General features: G+C 42.6%; 21 protein-coding genes. 17 read left to right on the forward strand and 4 right to left on the reverse strand.

From position 1 onward, the window contains the following. Positions 1 to 32 precede the first annotated feature (32 nt). The 10 genes from AC2HW8_RS01430 to AC2HW8_RS01475 all read left to right on the forward strand — a co-directional run bounded on the left by AC2HW8_RS01430 (position 33) and on the right by AC2HW8_RS01475 (position 10,173). Complete coding sequence (locus tag AC2HW8_RS01430; protein WP_242961772.1) at positions 33 to 1,460, forward strand: sensor histidine kinase; 1,428 nt, start codon at positions 33 to 35, stop codon at positions 1,458 to 1,460. A 41-nt stretch (positions 1,461 to 1,501) separates the two neighbouring features. Further along, positions 1,502 to 2,485: a DUF1385 domain-containing protein gene (locus AC2HW8_RS01435; RefSeq protein ID WP_021882907.1), complete on the forward strand. Its 984-nt coding sequence runs from the start codon at positions 1,502 to 1,504 to the stop codon at positions 2,483 to 2,485. Continuing rightward, on the forward strand, positions 2,485 to 3,327 hold the full coding sequence (prmC, locus tag AC2HW8_RS01440) for a peptide chain release factor N(5)-glutamine methyltransferase (protein WP_117951074.1): 843 nt from the start codon (positions 2,485 to 2,487) through the stop codon (positions 3,325 to 3,327). The genes AC2HW8_RS01435 and prmC overlap by 1 nt, the downstream gene beginning before the upstream one ends. Positions 3,328 to 3,484: 157 nt before the next feature. Next, positions 3,485 to 4,606: a recombinase RecA gene (gene recA, locus AC2HW8_RS01445; RefSeq protein WP_021882905.1), complete on the forward strand. Its 1,122-nt coding sequence runs from the start codon at positions 3,485 to 3,487 to the stop codon at positions 4,604 to 4,606. Then, positions 4,606 to 5,211 (forward strand): regulatory protein RecX, encoded by a 606-nt coding sequence (locus AC2HW8_RS01450; protein ID WP_021882904.1) that lies wholly within the window; start codon positions 4,606 to 4,608, stop codon positions 5,209 to 5,211. Before recA ends, AC2HW8_RS01450 begins: the two co-directional genes overlap by 1 nt. A 2-nt stretch (positions 5,212 to 5,213) precedes the next feature. After that, on the forward strand, positions 5,214 to 6,554 hold the full coding sequence (gene rimO, locus AC2HW8_RS01455) for a 30S ribosomal protein S12 methylthiotransferase RimO (protein WP_484320299.1): 1,341 nt from the start codon (positions 5,214 to 5,216) through the stop codon (positions 6,552 to 6,554). A gap of 53 nt (positions 6,555 to 6,607) precedes the next feature. Continuing rightward, positions 6,608 to 7,192 carry a CDP-diacylglycerol--glycerol-3-phosphate 3-phosphatidyltransferase gene (gene pgsA / locus AC2HW8_RS01460; RefSeq protein WP_046431963.1) on the forward strand — a complete coding sequence of 195 codons (585 nt, stop codon included), beginning with the start codon at positions 6,608 to 6,610 and terminating at the stop codon, positions 7,190 to 7,192. A 37-nt stretch (positions 7,193 to 7,229) separates the two neighbouring features. Further along, positions 7,230 to 7,883 (forward strand): serine O-acetyltransferase EpsC, encoded by a 654-nt coding sequence (gene epsC, locus AC2HW8_RS01465; protein ID WP_021882901.1) that lies wholly within the window; start codon positions 7,230 to 7,232, stop codon positions 7,881 to 7,883. Positions 7,884 to 7,886: 3 nt separating this feature from the next. Next, positions 7,887 to 9,293 (forward strand): cysteine--tRNA ligase, encoded by a 1,407-nt coding sequence (gene cysS, locus AC2HW8_RS01470; RefSeq protein ID WP_484327045.1) that lies wholly within the window; start codon positions 7,887 to 7,889, stop codon positions 9,291 to 9,293. A gap of 94 nt (positions 9,294 to 9,387) precedes the next feature. Beyond that, positions 9,388 to 10,173, forward strand: coding sequence for a polysaccharide deacetylase family protein (locus AC2HW8_RS01475; protein ID WP_021882899.1), 786 nt, complete (start codon positions 9,388 to 9,390; stop codon positions 10,171 to 10,173). Positions 10,174 to 10,713: 540 nt separating this feature from the next. Here AC2HW8_RS01475 and AC2HW8_RS01480 read toward each other — a convergent pair. Then, positions 10,714 to 11,283 carry a hypothetical protein gene (locus tag AC2HW8_RS01480; RefSeq protein WP_118101764.1) on the reverse strand — a complete coding sequence of 190 codons (570 nt, stop codon included), beginning with the start codon at positions 11,281 to 11,283 and terminating at the stop codon, positions 10,714 to 10,716. Between the two features lie 167 nt (positions 11,284 to 11,450). On the opposite strand from AC2HW8_RS01480, the gene AC2HW8_RS01485 reads away from it, so the two are divergent. After that, positions 11,451 to 11,777: a helix-turn-helix domain-containing protein gene (locus tag AC2HW8_RS01485; protein ID WP_484327046.1), complete on the forward strand. Its 327-nt coding sequence runs from the start codon at positions 11,451 to 11,453 to the stop codon at positions 11,775 to 11,777. A gap of 256 nt (positions 11,778 to 12,033) precedes the next feature. Here AC2HW8_RS01485 and AC2HW8_RS01490 read toward each other — a convergent pair whose 3' ends face one another. Continuing rightward, the gene (locus tag AC2HW8_RS01490; protein ID WP_484327047.1) at positions 12,034 to 13,512 is read right to left on the reverse strand and encodes a L,D-transpeptidase family protein; all 1,479 of its coding nucleotides are present in this window, start codon (positions 13,510 to 13,512) and stop codon (positions 12,034 to 12,036) included. Positions 13,513 to 13,617: 105 nt separating this feature from the next. Then, positions 13,618 to 13,950 carry a hypothetical protein gene (locus AC2HW8_RS01495; protein ID WP_021882725.1) on the reverse strand — a complete coding sequence of 111 codons (333 nt, stop codon included), beginning with the start codon at positions 13,948 to 13,950 and terminating at the stop codon, positions 13,618 to 13,620. A gap of 252 nt (positions 13,951 to 14,202) precedes the next feature. Between AC2HW8_RS01495 and AC2HW8_RS01500 the strand changes: the two genes are divergently transcribed. The 3 genes from AC2HW8_RS01500 to AC2HW8_RS01510 all read left to right on the forward strand — a co-directional run bounded on the left by AC2HW8_RS01500 (position 14,203) and on the right by AC2HW8_RS01510 (position 17,300). Further along, entirely contained in the window at positions 14,203 to 15,111 is a 909-nt protein-coding gene (locus AC2HW8_RS01500; protein WP_484327048.1) for a glycoside hydrolase family 25 protein, read from the forward strand. Positions 15,112 to 15,126: 15 nt separating this feature from the next. Further along, positions 15,127 to 15,582, forward strand: coding sequence for an S-ribosylhomocysteine lyase (locus AC2HW8_RS01505; RefSeq protein ID WP_303665634.1), 456 nt, complete (start codon positions 15,127 to 15,129; stop codon positions 15,580 to 15,582). A 170-nt stretch (positions 15,583 to 15,752) separates the two neighbouring features. Beyond that, positions 15,753 to 17,300 carry a peptidoglycan DD-metalloendopeptidase family protein gene (locus AC2HW8_RS01510; protein ID WP_484312581.1) on the forward strand — a complete coding sequence of 516 codons (1,548 nt, stop codon included), beginning with the start codon at positions 15,753 to 15,755 and terminating at the stop codon, positions 17,298 to 17,300. A 71-nt stretch (positions 17,301 to 17,371) separates the two neighbouring features. On the opposite strand, the gene AC2HW8_RS01515 is transcribed toward AC2HW8_RS01510, so the two are convergent. Continuing rightward, positions 17,372 to 17,554 carry a hypothetical protein gene (locus AC2HW8_RS01515; protein WP_015523309.1) on the reverse strand — a complete coding sequence of 61 codons (183 nt, stop codon included), beginning with the start codon at positions 17,552 to 17,554 and terminating at the stop codon, positions 17,372 to 17,374. Between the two features lie 158 nt (positions 17,555 to 17,712). Between AC2HW8_RS01515 and trmL the strand changes: the two genes are divergently transcribed. The 3 genes from trmL (at position 17,713) to tpiA (ending at position 20,487) form a co-directional block, all read left to right on the forward strand. Continuing rightward, positions 17,713 to 18,231, forward strand: coding sequence for a tRNA (uridine(34)/cytosine(34)/5-carboxymethylaminomethyluridine(34)-2'-O)-methyltransferase TrmL (gene trmL, locus AC2HW8_RS01520; RefSeq protein ID WP_101028266.1), 519 nt, complete (start codon positions 17,713 to 17,715; stop codon positions 18,229 to 18,231). A 186-nt stretch (positions 18,232 to 18,417) separates the two neighbouring features. Beyond that, positions 18,418 to 19,626, forward strand: a complete 1,209-nt coding sequence (locus AC2HW8_RS01525) for a phosphoglycerate kinase (protein ID WP_484327049.1) — start codon at positions 18,418 to 18,420, stop codon at positions 19,624 to 19,626. A 93-nt stretch (positions 19,627 to 19,719) separates the two neighbouring features. Next, positions 19,720 to 20,487 carry a triose-phosphate isomerase gene (gene tpiA / locus AC2HW8_RS01530; protein WP_484327050.1) on the forward strand — a complete coding sequence of 256 codons (768 nt, stop codon included), beginning with the start codon at positions 19,720 to 19,722 and terminating at the stop codon, positions 20,485 to 20,487. Positions 20,488 to 20,602 lie beyond the last annotated feature (115 nt).

Raw genomic sequence — 20,602 nt, forward strand, 5'->3', positions numbered from 1 at the left:
AGGGTATTTCAAAAAGATGGATGCTCAACACATTGAGTGTTATACTGACAATCATAATCCTTATTGTTGTCAGCCTTATTTTCATTGTTACATATATTTTTCAAAACAGCGTTGAACAGAACCTGAACACAACAAGCAGCGAACTTTCACTTGTCTTTTCGGGATTTCAGAGCGACAGTTCAACCTCGTTTACGGCGTCTGCCCGTGATTATGTTGAAAACTTTGACAAAAAAGAAGAAATGGAGGTTCTTGTAATCAATTCCTCCGGCAGAGTTGTCATGACTTCAACAGGATTCACCCCTGATGACAACGAGCAGATTCCCGATTTTAATGATGCACTCTCAAACGAAAACGGCTGTGCATATTGGAACGGCAAGCTTTCATCGAACGAAAGTGCAATGAGCCTGACAAGAATCATCACCAACGAAAACGGAACCTGCGTAGGTGCGGTAAGATACATTGTTTCAATGGAACAGGTCAACACGGCAATTGTGCTTGTTTCTGCGGCAGTTATTGCGTGCGGTCTTGTTATCATCGCCCTTGTAATATTGTCGGGACTTATGTTTATCCGTTCAATCGTTACCCCGATAAGAAAACTTTCGGAGATTTCAAGCAAGATTGCCCACGGCGATTTTTCACAGGCAAAAAAGATTGAGTACAAATACGATGATGAAATCGGCGACCTCTGTGATGCAATAAGCGATATGGCTCTTGATTTGCAGACAGCTGATCAGATGAAAAACGATTTTATTTCACGAGTATCACACGAGTTGCGTACTCCGCTTACGGCGATTAAGGGCTGGGCTGAAACAATGCAGCTTTCCGAAAGAGGAAAGCTTGACCGCAAAACCTTTGACCGTGGTATGGGAGTTATTATCAGCGAAAGCTCACGCCTTACAAGCATTGTAGAAGAGCTTCTTGACTTCAGCCGTATTCAGAGCGGAAGAATGAAGCTCATCAAGGAAAAGCTTGACATTCTTGCCGAATTTGACGATGCGGTTTACTTCTTAAAGGAAAGAGCCGTTACAGAGGGCAAGCATCTTCTTTATGATGAACCCGAGGTTGTTTATCCTGCCGTTTACGGCGATAAAAACAGGCTCAAGCAGGTTTTCCTCAATGTGCTTGACAATGCGTTGAAATACACACCAAAGGGCGGTGTTGTTGCCGCTCAGGTAATCTACAGCAAAGATGAACCCGATATTATCAAGATTGTAATAACCGACACGGGTTGTGGAATTTCTGCCGAGGATCTTCCAAAGGTTAAGGAAAAATTCTACAAAGCAAACCAGACTGTCGGCGGTTCGGGAATCGGACTTGCGGTTGCCGATGAGATTATGAACCTCCACAACGGTTCACTTGATATCGAAAGCGGAGAGGGTGTCGGCACAACCGTAACGCTCACCTTCCCTGTGTATAAGGAGGGCAGTGAAAACTCACTTCCCGAAAACATTAAGCTTTAATCTTATTTCTCTGTGCAGCCTAATACAGAAAGGAACAGCTAATGGCTAAAAATACTACTAAAAAAATCACCTCAATCGGCGGCAGCGCCCTGATTGAAGGCATTATGATGAGAGGTCCGAAACGCACAACCGTGTGTGTTCGTACCGCACCCGACAAGATTTACAGCGAGGATATAAGCATAAACACAATTCCCTCAAAATGTAAGCTTTTCAAGCTTCCGTTTTTAAGAGGAATCGCAGGTCTTATTGACTCAATGCGACTTTCCTACAAAGCGCTTATGCTCTCTGCCGATAAGGCAATTGAATCGACCGAAATCGAAGAAGAACCGTCAAAGTTTGAAAAATGGCTTGACGATAAATTCGGCGACAAGCTTGTTAAGGTTATGATGGTAATTGCGTCAATCCTCGGTGTTGCGCTTGCCGTGGGACTTTTCTTCTTTGTCCCCTCTTTCCTGTTTGACCTCAGTGCAAATGTTGTACCCGCTTTCAAGGGTGACGGCGGAAACGCTGTTTTCTGGAAGTCTGTTTTTGAGGGTGTTCTCAAGATTATTCTTTTCTTACTTTATATTATAGTATGTTCACAAATGACAGAAATGAAAAGAGTGTTTATGTACCACGGTGCCGAGCACAAGACAATTTTCTGTTACGAAAACGAAGAAGAACTCACAGTTGAAAATGTTAAAAAGCAGAGCCGTTTTCACCCGAGATGCGGAACAAGCTTTATGGTTCTTATGCTGATTGTCGGCATTCTTGTCGGTCTTTTCGTTCCTGTTGCACCTTTCGGCATCGGATTTTTAAGACCTGTATTCAAGATTCTTCTTCTCCCCGTTTCATGCGGAATCGGTTACGAGCTTATCAAAATCTGCGGTAAGCACGACAATGCCGCAACAAGAATCATTGCCGCTCCCGGACTTTGGGCACAGAGAATCACAACAAAAGAGCCTGATGACACTATGATTGAAGTTGCAATTGAGGCTATCAAGGCTGTTATCCCCGAGGACGGCTCGGACATTGTAAGCAAGTAATGACTGTAAACGAAATTTATCAAAGCGGACTTAAACTGCTTGAGAATAATAATATTGAAAATTCAAAATTTGAGGCGCAAAGTCTTTTACAAAAGGCTTTTTCGCTTGACAGAGTCGGCTTTATCATACACAAAACTGATAAAGCCGATGAAAACTGTTCACATAACTTTTTAAAATTTATAGAAAAACGAATTTCAGGCGAGCCGTTGCAGTATATTCTCGGCGAATGGAGCTTTATGGGATTCGATTTTAAGGTGGGCAGAGGCGTGCTCATTCCCCGTGATGACACGGAAGTGGTTGTCAATCTCTGCATTGATTTTCTCGAAAACAGAACCGACAAAAAGACGGTTGACCTCTGTTCGGGCAGCGGTGCAATTGCCGTTGCACTTGATAAAATTTCGGGTGCCGAAGTTACGGCAGTTGAAATTGACGAAACCGCTTTTTCATATCTTGAAACAAATGTAAAAGAAAACAATTCGTCAGTAAAGCCCGTTATGGCTGACGCTCTCAAAATCTGCGATACATTTGCAGACGGTGAGCTTGACCTCGTTGTTTCAAATCCGCCTTATATAAAATCAGCCGACATCGAAACACTTCAAAAAGAAGTTCGGCTTGAACCAAGACTTGCACTTGACGGCGGCGAGGACGGTTACGATTTTTACCGTGAAATAGTGAGCCGTTGGAGCAGAAAACTCAAAAAAGGCGGTGCGCTTGCATTTGAACTCGGAGAAAATCAGGCTGACGCAGTAAAGGCACTTATGACTGACAAAGGCTTTTCGGATTTTAAAATTTCGCTTGACTTTGGCGGTGTGCAGAGGGCGATTATTGGGACTTTGCTCTGATTTTAGAAATTTTGTTCGATAAAATTACCGCCAAATTATTGCATTTTCCCCTCACATATTTTATAATCTTAGTGCGGACATAACCACCGATGAAGTGACGGTTATGTTACAGACTGAAAAACATCAGCTCCCTTTGCGGAGTACGGAGGTATATAAAATGGCAGTAGATAAAAACAAAGCGCTTGAAACTGCGCTCACACAAATTGAAAAACAGTTCGGCAAAGGTGCTGTAATGCGTCTTGGCGAAAATAAACATATGAACATTGAACACATCTCAACAGGTTCGCTTTCGCTTGATATTGCACTCGGAATCGGCGGACTTCCCCGCGGAAGAATTGTTGAAATTTACGGACCTGAATCTTCGGGTAAAACAACACTTTCTCTCCACTGCATTGCAGAGGGACAGAAAAACGGCGGCAATGTTGCATTTATTGATGTTGAGCATGCACTTGATCCGACATATGCGGCGGCTCTCGGTGTTGATGTTGATTCACTCCTCGTTTCACAGCCGGACACGGGTGAAGACGCTCTTGAAATTGCAGAGGCACTTATCCGAAGCGGTGCGATTGATGTTATCGTAATCGACTCTGTTGCGGCTCTTGTTCCAAAGGCTGAAATTGAGGGCGAAATGGGTGACAGCCATGTAGGTCTGCACGCAAGACTTATGTCACAGGCACTGCGTAAACTCGCAGGCGCAATTTCAAAGTCAAACTGCGTTGCAATCTTCATTAACCAGTTGCGTGAAAAAGTCGGTGTTGTTTACGGCAACCCCGAAGTAACAACCGGCGGTCGTGCGCTCAAGTTCTACAGCTCCGTTCGTATTGATATACGAAGAGTTGAAACCCTTAAATCAGGCGGTGAAATGGTCGGTTCACACACAAGAGCAAAGGTTGTAAAAAACAAGATTGCGCCTCCGTTCCGTGAGGCTGAATTTGATATTATGTACGGTGAAGGCATTTCCCGTGAGGGCGAACTTCTTGATCTTGCCGTAAAGGCTGAGGTTGTTCAAAAAGCAGGAGCATGGTTCAGCTATGACGGCAGACGACTCGGACAGGGACGTGACAAGGTCAAGGAACTTCTCAAAACCGACAAGGAGCTTGCTGCTGAAATTGAGAAGAAACTCTGGGAAAATATTGACAAGCTTTATGAACGCAAAAAGCCTGCTCCAAAGGTAAAAATTACCGAAGTTCCGTCTGCAAACCAAGAAATCAAGCCTGATTCTGCGGATAAGACAGAGAAAAAGAGCGGTGCAAAAATTGATGTTCTGGTTGACGACTGATGCTTATAACCGCAGTTGAACCACGAAGAAAGGCGATGTGTGCGCTCTACATTGACGGCGAATATGTTATGAATCTTGATGCACGCACAGTTATTGAAAACCGATTTGATGTCGGCAGAGAGATTGATGACGAGGATCTGCACGAGATTATCAGGCTAAGCAATGAGCGCCGTGCAAAGGAAAAGGCTTTGTGGCTTATTTCCTATCGTGACCACTCAAAAAAAGAACTCACCGACAAAATCAAACGCACCTGTGATGAAGAATCGGCGGAAAAGGCTGTTGAACGAATGGAAGAACTCGGTCTTGTAAATGACGAAAACTTTGCAAGACGATATGCCGAACAGCTTTTGTTTTCAAAGCATAATGCTCCGAGAGGTGCGGTAAGACAGCTTGTTCAAAAGGGAATTGACCGTGAACTTGCAGAAGAGATTATCGAAGAAATCGACTTTGATCCGTGTGACGGAATAAGGGCGGTTATCGACAGAAAATATAAAAACATAAATGATGAAAAAATAAGGCGAAGAGCCGTTGCCGCTCTGCAAAGGCTCGGATACGGATGGGATGACATTAAGACCGTCCTCAGAGAATACACAGAGGAAGACTGATTATGAATTATAAAGTAGGCATTGTATCACTCGGTTGTGCAAAAAATCAGGTTGACGCCGAGATGCTTTTGTACACACTCAAGAACAGAGGATTTATTATTGTGAACGATCCGGCAGATGCGGACGCAGTAATTGTAAACACCTGCGGATTTATCGAAAGTGCAAAACAGGAAAGCATTAACGAAATTATTGAACTCGGCAAGCTCAAGGACGAGGGCAAAATCAAGGCAATCATCGTAACAGGCTGTCTTGCTCAAAGATATAAGTCGGAAATTTCCGAACAGCTTTACGAGGTTGACTCGGTTATCGGAATCGGTGCTAACGAAACTATCGCAGACATCGTTTTGGAAACACTTGACGGACAGAAGTGCGAAAGCTTCCCCGACAAGGTTTGTCTGCCGCTTGAGGGCGGAAGAATCCTTTCAACTCCCCCCTACACCGCTTATCTCAAAATTGCCGAGGGTTGCGACAACCGTTGTTCCTACTGTGCAATCCCGATGATTCGAGGAAGATTCCGCAGCAGAGATATTGAAGATGTTGTAAAAGAGGCGGAAGATCTTGCTGAGCGTGGAGTCAAGGAACTCAATGTCATTGCTCAGGACACAACCCGTTTCGGTGAAGATAAATACGGCAAACCGATGCTTGCAGAGCTTCTCAGAAGACTTTGTAGGATTGACGGCTTTAAATGGATAAGGGTTCTCTACTGCTATCCCGACCGAATTACAGACGAGCTTATTGATACAATTGCAAGTGAAGATAAGATTGTAAAATATATGGATATTCCACTCCAGCATTGTAACAAGGATATTCTCCGCAGAATGAATCGTCACGGCGACAGAGAAAGCCTCACTGCACTCATGAACAAGATTAAGGATAAAATTCCGAATGTAATCTTCCGCTCAACCTTTATTACAGGTTTTCCCGGTGAAACCGAGGAGCAGTTCAATGAGCTTGCAGAGTTTGCCGCCGATATGAAGTTTCAACGACTCGGCTGTTTTGCCTACTCTCCCGAGGAGGACACAAAGGCAGCTGAAATGCCCGACCAAATTGACGAAGAAATCAAGCAGAAGCGTGCCGATATTATTATGGAGCATCAACAGCAGGTTATGGCTGAATACTGCGAAAGCCTTGTTGGCAAAGAGATTGAAGTTCTTGTTGAAGGCTTTGACAAGCTTGCCGAATGTTTCTTCGGCAGAAGCTATGCCGACGCCCCCGAGGTTGACGGCTGTGTATTCTTCACCTGTGACGGTGAAAAGCCAAAGGCAGGAGATTTTGTCAAGGTGCGTGTAACCGATTACACAGGCTGCGATCCTGTAGGCGAATTTGTCGGCAAAATCGACTAAGTGGCTAAAAGACTCAGCAATTTCATAATATTTAACTTTGAAAGGCACATAAAATGAACTTACCAAATAAACTGACAGTAGGACGAATAATTCTTGTTCCGTTCTTTGTGGTGGCATTGCTTGCAAACTTTCCGCTCAACAATGCCGTTGCCCTGATTATTTTTATTGCGGCGTCACTCACAGATATGTTTGACGGAAAAATTGCAAGAAAAAACGGTCTTGTTACAGACTTCGGAAAATTTGCAGATCCGCTTGCAGACAAAATCCTTGTGCTTGCCGCATTTCTGTGCTTTGTACAGCTTGGAATATGTGACTGCGTTGCGGTCATAATCGTGCTTTTCCGTGAATTTTCCGTCACCTCAATACGGCTGATTGCCGCCTCAAAAGGCAAGGTTGTCGCCGCTAATATGTGGGGCAAAGCAAAGACGGTTTCACAGATGATTGCTATAATTGCAGTAATTGCAATGCAAATCGTGCTTGAACTGCCCGAAGTCGGACTTAATTTTATAAACACGGCAACATTTGAACCGATTTTCTTTGTGGTGGGAGAAATTCTCATCTGGATTTCGGTTGTATTCACAATCATTTCGGGCGTTGTATATATAATTCAAAACAGACAGTTTATTTCTCAGACCTGAGAACATACTCTCACGGTCTTGACAGGAGGGTGATTGCGTGTTTAAAACCCTGAAAGCGGATATTGATGCGGTTATGGAGCGTGATCCTGCCGCAAGGAGCAGAGCAGAGGTGTTTTTTCTCTACTCGGGTTTCAAGGCGGTGCGTTCTCACCGAAAAGCCAACTGGTGTTTGCGACACAACCTCAAGTTTCTTGCAAGGTGGATTTCTCAACGCAGTCGTCACAAGACGGGAATTGAGATTCACCCGGGTGCAACTATCGGCAAGGGACTGTTTATAGATCACGGAATGGGCGTTGTCATAGGCGAAACTACAATAATAGGAGACAACTGCACCATTTATCAGAATGTTACTCTCGGAGGAACAGGCAAAGAAACGGGAAAAAGACACCCCACACTCGGCAACAATGTGCTTGTCGGCTCGGGTGCAAAGGTTCTCGGTCCGTTCAAGGTTGGTGACAACGCAAGAATTGCCGCAGGTGCGGTTGTTTTAAGCGAAGTTCCGCCGAATGCAACGGCTGTCGGAGTTCCGGCAAGAGTAGTAAAAGTCAACGGTGTTCGCAGTGAAACCCTTGACCAGATTCATGTATCGGATCCGGTTGCACTTGCATTGTGCAATCTTGAGCATAAAATTTTTGAACTTCAAAAACAGCTTGATGAGCTGAAAAAGGAAAATGTAAAAAGTGAGGAATAGCAAATGATTTTATATAATTCTCTCGGACAGACAAAGCAGGAATTTGTACCGCACACACCCGGCAAGGTTAATATGTACACCTGCGGTCCTACTGTTTATCACTATGCCCACATCGGCAATCTTCGCACCTATATTATGGAAGATGTTCTTGAAAAGTATCTTCGTTTTTCGGGTTATGATGTAAACCGTGTAATGAACATCACAGATGTAGGTCATCTTTCAAGCGATGCCGACACAGGCGAGGATAAGATGCTTTCAGGCGCAAAGCGTGAGCATAAAACTGTTATGGAGATTGCAAAGTTCTACACAGACGCATTTTTTGCCGACTGCGAAAAGCTCAACATCAAGCGTCCCGATGTTGTAGAGCCTGCAACAAACTGCATTGACGATTTTATTAATATGATTTCCGTTCTGCTTGAAAAGGGCTATGCCTACATTGCAGGCGGCAATGTTTACTTTGACACTTCAAAGCTCGACAACTACTATGTGTTCGGCAATATGAATGAGGATGACCTTGCTGTCGGCGTTCGTGACAGCGTTGAAGAGGACGAAAACAAGCGTAACAAAGCTGACTTTGTTCTCTGGTTCACAAAGTCAAAGTTTGATTCACAGGAGCTCAAGTGGGACAGTCCGTGGGGCGTAGGTTATCCGGGCTGGCACATCGAATGTTCATGCATCAGCTATAAGCATTGCGGTGAATATCTTGATATTCACTGTGGCGGCATTGACAATGCTTTTCCACATCACACAAACGAAATTGCACAGAGCGAGGCTTTTCTCGGTCACAAGTGGTGTCCGTACTGGTTCCATGTACTTCACCTCAATGATGCAAGGGGTAAAATGAGCAAGTCAAAGGGCGGTTTCCTTACAGTTTCGCTTCTTGAAGAAAAGGGCTACAATCCGCTTGTTTACAGAATGTTCTGCCTCCAGAGCCACTACCGCAAGCCGCTCACATTCTCATATGACAACCTTGACAACACAGCCACAGCCTACAACAAGCTTGTAAAGAGAATTTCCGCTCTTTCAAGGGACGGTGATCCTGATATGGCAAAGGCTGAGGAGCTTACAAAGGGATTTAGCGAGGCACTTGACAACGACCTCAACACTTCTCTTGCCCTCACCTGCGTTTATGATGTTCTCAAGGCTGACGCAGACGATGCAACAAAGCTTTATGTAATCGGCGAATTTGACAAGGTGCTTTCACTCGACCTTACAAAAGTTCCCGAAAGCAACAAAGCGGACGCTGACGATGACTTTGCCAAGGAAGTTGAGGAGCTTATTGCACAGCGTACAAAAGCCCGTGCCGAAAAGGATTGGGCGACAGCCGACGCTATCCGTGACAAGCTTAAAGAGATGAAAGTTGTTGTCAAGGACACAAAAGACGGCATTGAATGGCATGTTGAGGGTTAACTTGACTGCTATCGCCCAATGAACGCACCTAATTAATACAAAATATGAATAAATAAAAATCCCCTTCATATAAATTTGGTATGGAGGGGATTTTATGCGTTTGTATATCATAACAAAACGAAATCTAATATCAATCGGATTCTGTCTTTTAATCGGAGTGCTTGCAGGAGCAATTGCAGTCACATCAACCGTTCGAGCCGTTCAGAGTGCGGCTGCTCAGCGTGAAATTCCCATTTACTATGTTGACACGGACAAAAAGCAGGTTGCCCTGTCGTTTGATGCGGCATGGGGCAATGAACAGACCGAGCATCTGCTTGAAATTCTCGACAAATACAAGGTGAAATCAACATTTTTCCTTGTGGGCGACTGGGTTAAGAATTATCCCGACAGCGTAAAAGATATTGCAAAGCACGGTCACGATGTGGGCAATCACAGCAACACACATCCGCATATGACGCAGATGTCATCGTCCGATATGGTCGGTCAGATTCAGTCCTGCAACGAAAAAATCAAGGAGCTTACGGGCAAAACTCCCACCCTGTTCCGAGCCCCCTACGGCGATTACAACAATGATGTTGTAAAGTCGGTCAACGGCTGTAATATGTATTGCGTGCAATGGGATGTCGATTCGCTCGACTGGAAAGATCCTACTCCCGAGCAGATAAAGCAGAATATTATGAAAAAAATCAGGAACGGCAGTATTATATTGATGCATAACGGTGCAAAAAATACCCCCGAAGCATTGCCGACGGTAATCGAGGCAATCAAGTCCGAGGGCTACGAAATCGTTCCGATTTCGCAAATTCTGCTCAAAGGCGAATACTACACAGATGTTGACGGCAAAATGTGCAGTAAAACCGCCACACAACCGAGTTCGTAAGGGAACATTTTTATTAATGCCGCAAAACTACCGTCATACTGTAGGGGCGTTCATCGGACGCCCGCCAAGTAAAGGCATAAATTATATGTTAAAACAAATTTTATAAATGAAATGCAGTTACCGAAATAATGTAGCGGCGATCAGTGATCGCCAATCGTTTTGGTTTTGCAACCAAAACGAAGATAAGCATATCTTTGCCATCTTATAATTATATATTAATAAACAAAATATTTTCTGCGATTACTTATTCATTTCGTGTGTATTTGCAAACGAGGTTAGCCGCTACATTGCATTGTAGAAAAGGTAACAATTTTACGCTCGGGCATAATTTGTGTTAAGTCGCACCGATTTTACAATCGGTACGATTGGCGGTCGCTGACCGCCGCTACAGATTATACACAATTTTCATTACATCAAAACATTTTAGTAAAACAAATAATTTCATCAAAGCGGGCGAACGATGAACGCCCCTACTGATTAACAATAACATTCATACAAAAACAGACTGACAGATTATCAGTCTGTTTTTTAATGCAATCATCATTTTCTTGCAATGTTAAGAATATTTTCCCACCAACCATTAGACAGCATTAATGAATAAGTTGTCGGAAAATTTTCTGCTATAACAAAACGAACAAGTATGATAAATAGTAGCGTTAATAATAAATCCAATGCCATTATTAAGCATATATTGAGCATACTACCATCTTTTGAATATTCTAACCTAAGGGCAAAAGTTGGTATTATACACAAACAAGTAATAAAGATTAAAGCAGCCGGTATTGCAAAAAGCGAAACAATTGAACCTATTACATTACCAAAATAAGCATAATCTATAGCCCAAGTAACTATTAACAAATAAAGAATTAACATTTTTGCAAAATCAAGTATTGTAAACCCAATCGTAGCTGTAATCTGAACCGATTTTGAATAATTATCTCGGACTGAATATAAAGATATAAGAAAAGTAGCGATTAATAAAACAACAAGTATTATATAACAATTATCGACAATAAAGTCCGCAATTACTTCACCTACTTTGTAACTACCACACAGAAAAAATATAATTGCCACAATAATGAAACCGCAATCACTAAATATAATAATCATTCTGCATCCCTACCTTTATTAAAACTAAAAAACTCCCCACAAACAAAAATTGAGCTCATCATTTATATACTTTATTTTCTTAAATTATACTCTTATCGTATATTTTTGTCAACAAAAAGTTATAATATTATACTCACAAGGTATAATTTATGGAGCAGGTACTGTAAATGCGAAGAATAAAGGAACTACGAAAAGAAAAATCTATGAACCAAATTGCATTGGGAATGGAACTTAACTTTTCGCAAAAGATAATCAGCGAATATGAAAACGGAAAGGTTGAACCGAGCATTACAACGCTCAAAAAGCTTGCGTCAATCTTTAATACATCTGTTGATTATATAATTGAATATACGGACATCAAACAGCCGATTGACAAAATTGCTCAGTCGGAACTTTCGGAAACGGAATGCAAACTTCTTAACGAATTTCGTTGTCTGCCAAAAGAAAAACAAAACATTGCCCTTGGTATCATTATGGGATTAAAGCACAGTTAATTGTAGCCAATATAATTTTATTCGTATCGTGTTTACACACGATACGATTGACGAACGAGGTTCGCCGCTACAGTATGACGATTGTTTTGCGGTCTTTATAAAATTTGTTTTAACATATAGTTTACACTATTACTTGCGGGCGTCCGATGAACGCCCCTACTGATTAACAATAACTTTCATATAAAAATCAGGCTGACAGGTTATTAAAAATCTGTCAGCCTTAATTATTTTATCAAGTTTTCGCTACGGATAAAAATCAATAAACAACAACACGGGTTCCTGAGGAAATGTTGTTATAGATTTTCTTAGCTGCGTTGTACGGTGTGTTTACACAGCCGTGTGAGCCGTGACCCTTGTACCTTGTTCCGCCGTATTCCCAGCTTGCTCGCCATGATGCGTCATGGATTCCGCAACCGTCAGATGTGAACGGAAGCCAGAATGTTACATGGGAATTCAGCATAAGTGTTGCAGGAGATGCCTTGTAAATAATTGAATATGCACCCTTTGGCGTATCGTTTGTACCGTAGTTGCCGGTTACAACATCTGTTTCAACAACAAGCTTACCGTTCTTGTAGTACCACATATGCTGCTGATTGATACTGATTTCAACATAGGTATTGCCGACTGAAACACCGTAGGCATTCTTGCTGATCTTTACACTCTTTGTCTGGAATGTGCCGAGGCACTTGTACTTTTTCGGGTTACTGCTCGGTCCCGAATACTTGTAAGCACGAATACGGAAGTAATAGGTCTTGCCGACTGTAAGCTTTTTGGTGTTGTAGAAAGTATTCTTTGTTTCACCAAGCTTTGTATATTTTCCGTTCTTTGAGGTTGAATAGAAAATCTCATATGCTGTCGGAGTGGTCATTGCCTTGCCCCATGTGAGATTTACTCTTGAAAGCCTTGTATCTGTCTTGAAATTAACGGCATTAAGACCTGCCACACATCTTATTGTTGACGGTGACGAATAGTAAGTGTTCTTTTTGATTGCACGGTAAGCCCTAATCTGATAGTAATACGCTCTGCCGTTCTTAACTCCCTTATCTCTGAAAGAAGTTGTGGAATTTGAAGTGATTGTCTTGTAAAGAACATACCTGCCCTTTGTGTCACCGCTCATACGGTAGATTTTGTAGCCTGTTGCCTGTGAGTTCTTTGACCACGAAAGTGTAATTGCAGCACCCGACTCCTTGAGTGAAACGCTTACGGCATTCGGGAGAGTAGCTGTTCTGTAGGTCTGACTCTTACCCTCATACTTTACACCGTCATGCTCAACATAGGCGGCAACCTTTACATCATACCAGGTTGCTGTTCTAATCTTTTTGAGTGTACAGGCATTTGACTTTACATATGTAAATCTTGAAAAATTCTTGTGTGCGTCATTGTTGCGGTAGTAGATTACATAGCCTGTTGCACCGCTTACTTTATCCCACTTGAACGAAAGCGAATTTGTTGTATATTGCGTTCTTTTGAGATTCTTGATTGCGCCCACATTCGGCTTAAACGGCTGAGTCGGAGGAACCGTAGGAGTTACAGGCGGCTCCGTTACCGGCTGTGAAGGCTCGGTTGCCTGAGTTGGTTCAACGCTCGTATCTGTTACATCAGATGCAACAGTTGCCTCTGTTGCAGGCAGAGAGTCTGTTTCTGCGGCAGAAACAGCTAATGTTCCGACAACAGAACAAGCTACGGTAACTACTGCGAGAATTACAGCCAAGGTGTGTTTGAATTTGAATGTCATATATTCCATCCCCAATCGTATTTGATAATTAGATTATATATGTTTTTTTCAAAAAAATAAAGAGTATTTAGTAAAAAAATTTCAAAAATCTTCCACTAATTACTCTTACTTTATCTTGTCATTTTTATTAAGTCTTGAAAGGCGTTCGCATTCGGCAATCAGCTTGCTCTGTTTAAGCCTTCTTTCGTCCTCAAGCACAGATTCACGAACCTGTTTTCGCAGTCTTTCAAATGGTGTGTCACGGTTGCCTGTTATCTCTTTCGGGCTTAAAATTTTTGGTGCAAGATTTGATGCACCCGGTCTTGTGAGCATCTGAATGGTGATATGCTCATGCTGAATGAGAGCGAAAAGCTGACTGAGAGAGGTACATTCGTCAATTGCCTTGACGAGTTCTTCCGTTGTTTTGTGACGGTATCCATGCACCTTTGTTTCATTCAATTTCACTCACCGCCCTTTATTGCCTTTTGCGGAACATTGTTATCATTATATTTCCGAATAAATGCCTCCGCTGTTTGATGAAGGACACTTGTACCTTAGATTATACTTAATTTTCACAAGATTTTCAATATTTATTTTTGGTTTCTTTGTTTACATCAACACTTTTTTATGATATGCTGACTAACAGATACGCAAAATGTCCGTATAATCGACATTTTTCAGCGTTAAAAAATTTTTGTCAGGAGCAGAATAATGAAAAAAACTATTTGTGCCGTAACGGCTGCCATGCTTGCACTCACCTCGGTTTTGTGCGGTTGCTCAAGCAACGGTGAAAGCAGTTCGCAGTCGGGCAGTACAACCCCGGCAACTGTTGCCACAGACACAACCGTCAAGACAACAGGCGAAAAAATACATATAAACGACAGCACTCTCGGTGAAATCTGGATTACCGAGCTTGACGGTGTACCTAAAAATACACTCAACAACGATAACTTCACCTCTGACGACACTTTCAAATACTACAGTGAAAACGGCAAGGCCGCTTCAATGGAGGGAATCGACATTTCCTCCTACAGCGGAAAGATTGACTGGGACAAGGTTAAAAAATCGGGTGTTGATTTTGTTATGGTTCGCATCGGCGGCAGAGGCTACGGTTCTGACGGAAAAATGTATTCGGACGATTCCGCCCTTTCATATATAAAGGGTGCTAAGGCGGCAGGACTTAAAGTCGGCGTGTATTTCTTCTCTCAGGCTGTCAATAACGATGAGGCAATTGAAGAGGCTGACTATATAAAGACACTTCTCGGCGATGAAACAATCGATTTTCCCGTTGCATATGACTGGGAAATCATCAAGGATGATGACGCAAGAACCGACAGCGTTTCCGCCGCTCAGGCAACAGCCTGTGCAAAGGCATTCTGCAACCGTGTAAAGGAGCTTGGCTACACACCGATTATCTATTCTCCGAGCAAGGAGCTTTACTTCAAATATGACCTCACCCAGCTTTCAGATTTTGACATCTGGTACTGCGAATACGCAAATGTTCCGACATTCTATTATCAGTTTTCTATGTGGCAATACTCTTCATCAGGCAAGGTTGACGGAATTGAGGGCGATGTTGATATGAACATCTGCTTTACAAATATAGCCGATTACGATTAAGAAAGGATAATATATATGAAAAAGATAGCAAGCTTTACAATCAACCACAACACACTTATGCCGGGTGTTTACATTTCAAGAATCGACGGAGATATTACAACATACGATATGCGTTTTGTAAAGCCAAACACACCGCCGTATCTTCCAAATCCCGTTATGCACACAATTGAACACCTTTTTGCAACATATGCCCGCAACAGCAAATTTGCCGACAATGTAATCTACTTTGGACCTATGGGATGCAGAACGGGTTTTTATTTTCTCGTTCGTGATATGTCAAATGAGGACGCATTACAGCTTATAAAAGATACAATAAAGCAGTGTGCGGAGCACAAGGGAGAAATCCCCGGAACAACTGCAATTGAGTGCGGAAACTACCTTGAACACGACCTTGACGGTGCTTTAAAAGAGTTAAATGAATATTACTCTTTGTTAAAAGATTACACAGTTGATAACTTACAGTATAATTAATATAGGGAATTATTGTTTGATTTACCCTGTTTTTGTAACCTTATCCCCTGTCTTATTATTAATTATGACATTTTTTAATTCTCATATTGCAATTTCGTAACTATTTGGTATAATAAAGGTATCGTGTTTGTTACAAAAATGTAACGGTTAATGAGATAGGAGAAATTATTTTGGAGACAAAGTTCATTGGTTTGGAAGGTTTCAATGAAATCGAGAGTCTTCCGACAAAGAAACGCAGAGTTTGCAGGCGTGAGCTTACAACAGCACAGAAAACTGTTCGCTTTGTAAAGAGAGCAACAACATTTTGTGCAAAATCAGTTGTAAGAATGTCAAAAAACACAGCTGCAAAACTCGCACAGGCAATTGAGAACAGGAAGGGTTCTTTAGAGTCTGTTACAATCAAGTCTGTTAATTCGTCAAAGAAAGCAAAAACACAGATATCAGCTATTGACAAAGCATTCAACGAATCAAGAAACGGCACAACAAAGAGTGCCGGAGAGATTGTATCGGAACTTTCGTTCAAAAGCGGAAAGCAGTATGCTCACCTTGCACCGTCGGCAATCCGTTCGCAGAAGTTGCTCAGAAAAAAGGCTGTGCTTGCAGTAGTAGCCTGTTTCAGCGCAATCACACTTTCATGTGTAACGGTTGCAAGCGCACTTGATATGAAAGATAACAACAGCGCACAGACCCATGCACTTGTTGCAACAAGTGACGAGGCTGTTCCTAATACTGAAATTGACGGCGAATCGGCATCGGCAAACCTCAAGGCAATTTCACCGTCATGTGCAAGTCTTTATATTGACGGCAAGTTCATCGGTGCGACAGAAGAAATTGATCAGCTCAATGCAGACCTTGATCAGGTTCTTGTTGATTACCGCAGAGATTACGATGACGAAACAACAACCGAGTTTGCAAATTCGGTGGAGGTTGTAACAGGTAACGCAAGCGGTACAGACCTTATTACCGCAGACGAGGTTATGGCACTTGCAGACGGCAAGTTTTCAATCTCACTTTCAACAGACATTGTTTACACAAGAGATGTGGCTTATGACACAAAGGTAAAGTATGACGAGGACAAGTCTTCTTCATACAAAAAAGTTACCACAAAGGGCGTTAATGGTGAAGAAGAAGTAACGTTAAGAACTACATTTGTTGACGGTGTTCAGACCGATGCAGTTCAGACTGACGCAAAAACTATTAAAGAGGCAGTTGACGAAGTTGTTGTAAAAGGCAAGGCTGAGGATACTTCATCAAGCACAGGTTCATCACCAACCTCATCAAACAGCAGTTCTTCATCAAGTTCAAATTCATCTTCAAGCTACACAACAGGTTCATCGGGTATGTTTGCATGGCCACTCCCCTACACACATACATTGACAAGTACCTTCGGCACACGCTGGGGCAGACTTCACGGCGGACTTGACATTTCAGACGGCGGTGTTTACGGACAGCCTATTTATGCATCCGCAAGCGGTACCGTAACATTCTCGGGCGGTGACAACAGCGGCTACGGCAACTATGTTATCATTGACCACGGCAGTGGCTACACAACACTTTACGGTCATTGCAGTTCACTTGTTGCAGTAACAGGTCAGTATGTAAATCAGGGCGACCTCATCGGTTATGTTGGTTCAACAGGCAACTCAACAGGCCCTCACCTCCATTTTGAAATCCGCCTCAACGGCGAAAAAATGGATCCCCTCGGCTACACAAGCTGATTTAATTAAATATTGATTATTTAACCCCCCGATTCGTTTGAGTCGGGGGGTTGTTTATGATGAATATGATTTTATCTGAACATATACTGTGCGGTGTCGAGGACTGACTCCATTGTCTTAAAGGCTTTGTTTGCCTTTTTCTTGAGTTTTGGGTTGCTGTCTACCATATTTTTGCCGACAATACCCATGCAGACGCCTGCCGTCATTCCTATTGCAACGCCTTTCATCACATTCATCATTGGACTTGTATTCATAATCACACCTCCCCATCTTGCAAATTCATTGACAAAATGTGTGTTTTTTCATCTTTGTCACACGGCTTTGTCAAAAAAACTTGCATTATTATTGTTTACGATTTAAAATGTATTTAAACAGAAAAAGAATGGAATAATAAAAATTGGAGTGATAACTTTTGGCAACTCTCAACCTTGTGCTTGTTGAACCCGAAATTCCGCAGAACACGGGCAATGTGGCACGAACCTGTGCCGCAACGGGAACAAGACTTCATCTTGTCAAGCCTATGGGCTTTGAACCCGACGATAAAAAACTCAAAAGAGCGGGACTTGACTACTGGCACTTGCTTGACATCACATATTATGAGAACATTGACGATTTTTTTGAAAAAACAAAAGGCGGAAAATACTTTTTCTTTTCAACAAAAGGAACTCACCGCCACAGCGATGTTGAGTATCCCGACAATTGCTATCTTCTCTTTGGCAAAGAAACAAAAGGCTTGCCCGAGGAGCTTTTAATGCAGCATCCCGATGATACTTTAAGACTGCCTATGATTGACGAGGCAAGAAGTCTTAATCTTTCAAACTCGGTTGCAATTGCGGCGTATGAAGTTTTAAGGCAATGGGATTATCCTGCTTTGCAGAACAAGGGCGAGCTTCACAACCACAAGTGGAGCGACCTCAACAATATGACATAAGAACAAAAATAATATTCATAAACTTCCTTAAAATCAGTATTTGTAAAGACAGTGCAAAAAATACCTTTGCAGACGAATTTTTTAAAGTTTTCTATTGATAAAAAGGGGTTTTTGATATATAATAATGGTGACTGTAAAAATACTAAATTTTTACAAATTTCTTCTTACACGAAAGGAATGTATATTATGCAGCTCAACAAAGTATCTGTTGATGACATCAATGTAAAAGGTAAAAAAGTACTTGTTCGTTGTGACTTCAATGTACCGCTCAAGGACGGCGTAATCACAAACGACAACAGAATTACAGCAGCTCTTCCTACAATCAAGAAGCTTATCGCTGACGGCGGCAAGGTTATCCTTTGCTCACATCTCGGCAAGCCGAAGAACGGTCCCGAAGAAAAGTTCTCACTCGCTCCTGTAGCAGTAAGACTTTCGGAACTCCTCGGTCAGGATGTTGTTTTCGCTAACGATGACGAGGTTGTAGGCGAAAATGCTAAAAAGGCTGTTGCAGAAATGAAAGACGGCGATGTTGTTCTTCTCCAGAACACTCGTTTCAGAAAAGAAGAAACAAAGAATCTTGAGCCATTCTCATCAGAACTTGCTTCACTCGCTGATGCATTCGTAATGGATGCATTCGGTTCGGCTCACCGTGCACACTGCTCAACAGTAGGTGTTACAGACCACATCAAGGACACAGCAGTAGGTTACCTCATGCAGAAGGAAATTGACTACCTCGGCAATGCCGTTGAAACTCCTGTTCGTCCGTTCGTTGCAATCCTCGGCGGTGCTAAGGTTGCTGACAAGCTCAATGTTATTTCAAACCTCCTCGAAAAGTGCGACACACTCATCATCGGCGGTGGTATGGCTTACACATTCCTCAAGGCTCAGGGCAAGGAAGTCGGTCTTTCACTCGTTGACGATACAAAGATTGACTACTGTAAGGAAATGATGGCTAAGGCTGAAAAGCTCGGCAAGAAGCTCCTTCTCCCAATCGACACAACAATCGCTGCAGGCTTCCCTGATCCTATCGATGCTGAAATCGAAGTTAAGGTTGTTGATTCAGACAAGATTCCTGCTGACATGGAAGGTCTTGACATCGGCACAAAGACACAGGAACTCTTTGCCGACGCTGTAAAGAGCGCAAAGACTGTTGTTTGGAACGGTCCTATGGGCGTATTTGAGAACCCGACTCTTGCAAAGGGTACAATTGCTGTTGCTAAGGCTCTTGCCGACACAGACGCAACAACAATCATCGGCGGCGGCGACAGCGCAGCTGCTGTTATTCAGCTTGGTTTTGCTGATAAGATGAGCCACATCTCAACAGGCGGCGGCGCATCTCTTGAATACCTTGAGGGCAAGGTTCTTCCGGGTATCGCAGCAATCGCTGACAAATAATTTAATCAAATAAAAGGGCGGATTTTTCCGCCCTTACTGATTTAACCCTGTTACTTTATTATAATAATAACATATTCTGAAAGGAAAATTATCATGGATAAGTCAAAGAGAAAGGCAATTATCGCCGGCAACTGGAAAATGAACAAAACTCCAAAGGAAGCTAAAGAGCTTCTCAACGCTATTACTCCCCTCGTAAAAGATGCCGGTTGTGAAGTAATCGCTTGTGTTCCTTATGTTGACCTTGCAACAGCACTTGAGGCTACAGAAGGCACAAATGTTAAAATCGGTGCAGAAAACTGTCACTGGGCTGAAAGCGGTGCTTTCACAGGCGAAATCTCAACAGGTATGCTCAAGGAAATGGGCGTTGAATATGTAGTTCTCGGTCACAGCGAGAGAAGACAGTATTTCGGCGAAACAGACGAAACTGTAAACAAGAGAACAAAGGCTGCTCTTGCCGCAGGTCTTAAGCCAATCGTTTGCGTCGGCGAACTCCTCTGGGAGCGTGAGTGCGACATCACAGAAGAAGTTATCGCAAGACAGATTAAGCTTGACCTCTTCAATGTAACAGAAGAAGAACTCAAGAATGTTGTTATCGCTTATGAACCTGTATGGGCTATCGGCACAGGCAAAACTGCAACAGCTGATCAGGCTGAAGAGGTTTGTGCATTTATCCGTGCTACAATCGCTAAGCTTTACAATCGGGCTGCTGCTGACGCTGTTACAATTCAGTACGGCGGTTCAATGAATGACGGCAATGCTGACGAGCTTCTCTCAAAGACAAATGTTGACGGTGGTCTTATCGGCGGTGCATCACTCGTTGCCGAGAAGTTTGCCGCAATCGTAAAGGCTGCAAGCAAGTAATTTAAACAGTATATTCAAACACAATGCCGTGTCCTTTTGGGCACGGCACAAAAGTCTGTAATCGGCTTTTGGATTTTGTTTTTTGCATAACAAGATTGTGTATGCTTTATGGAAA

This window comes from Ruminococcoides sp. (genome assembly GCF_057037865.1).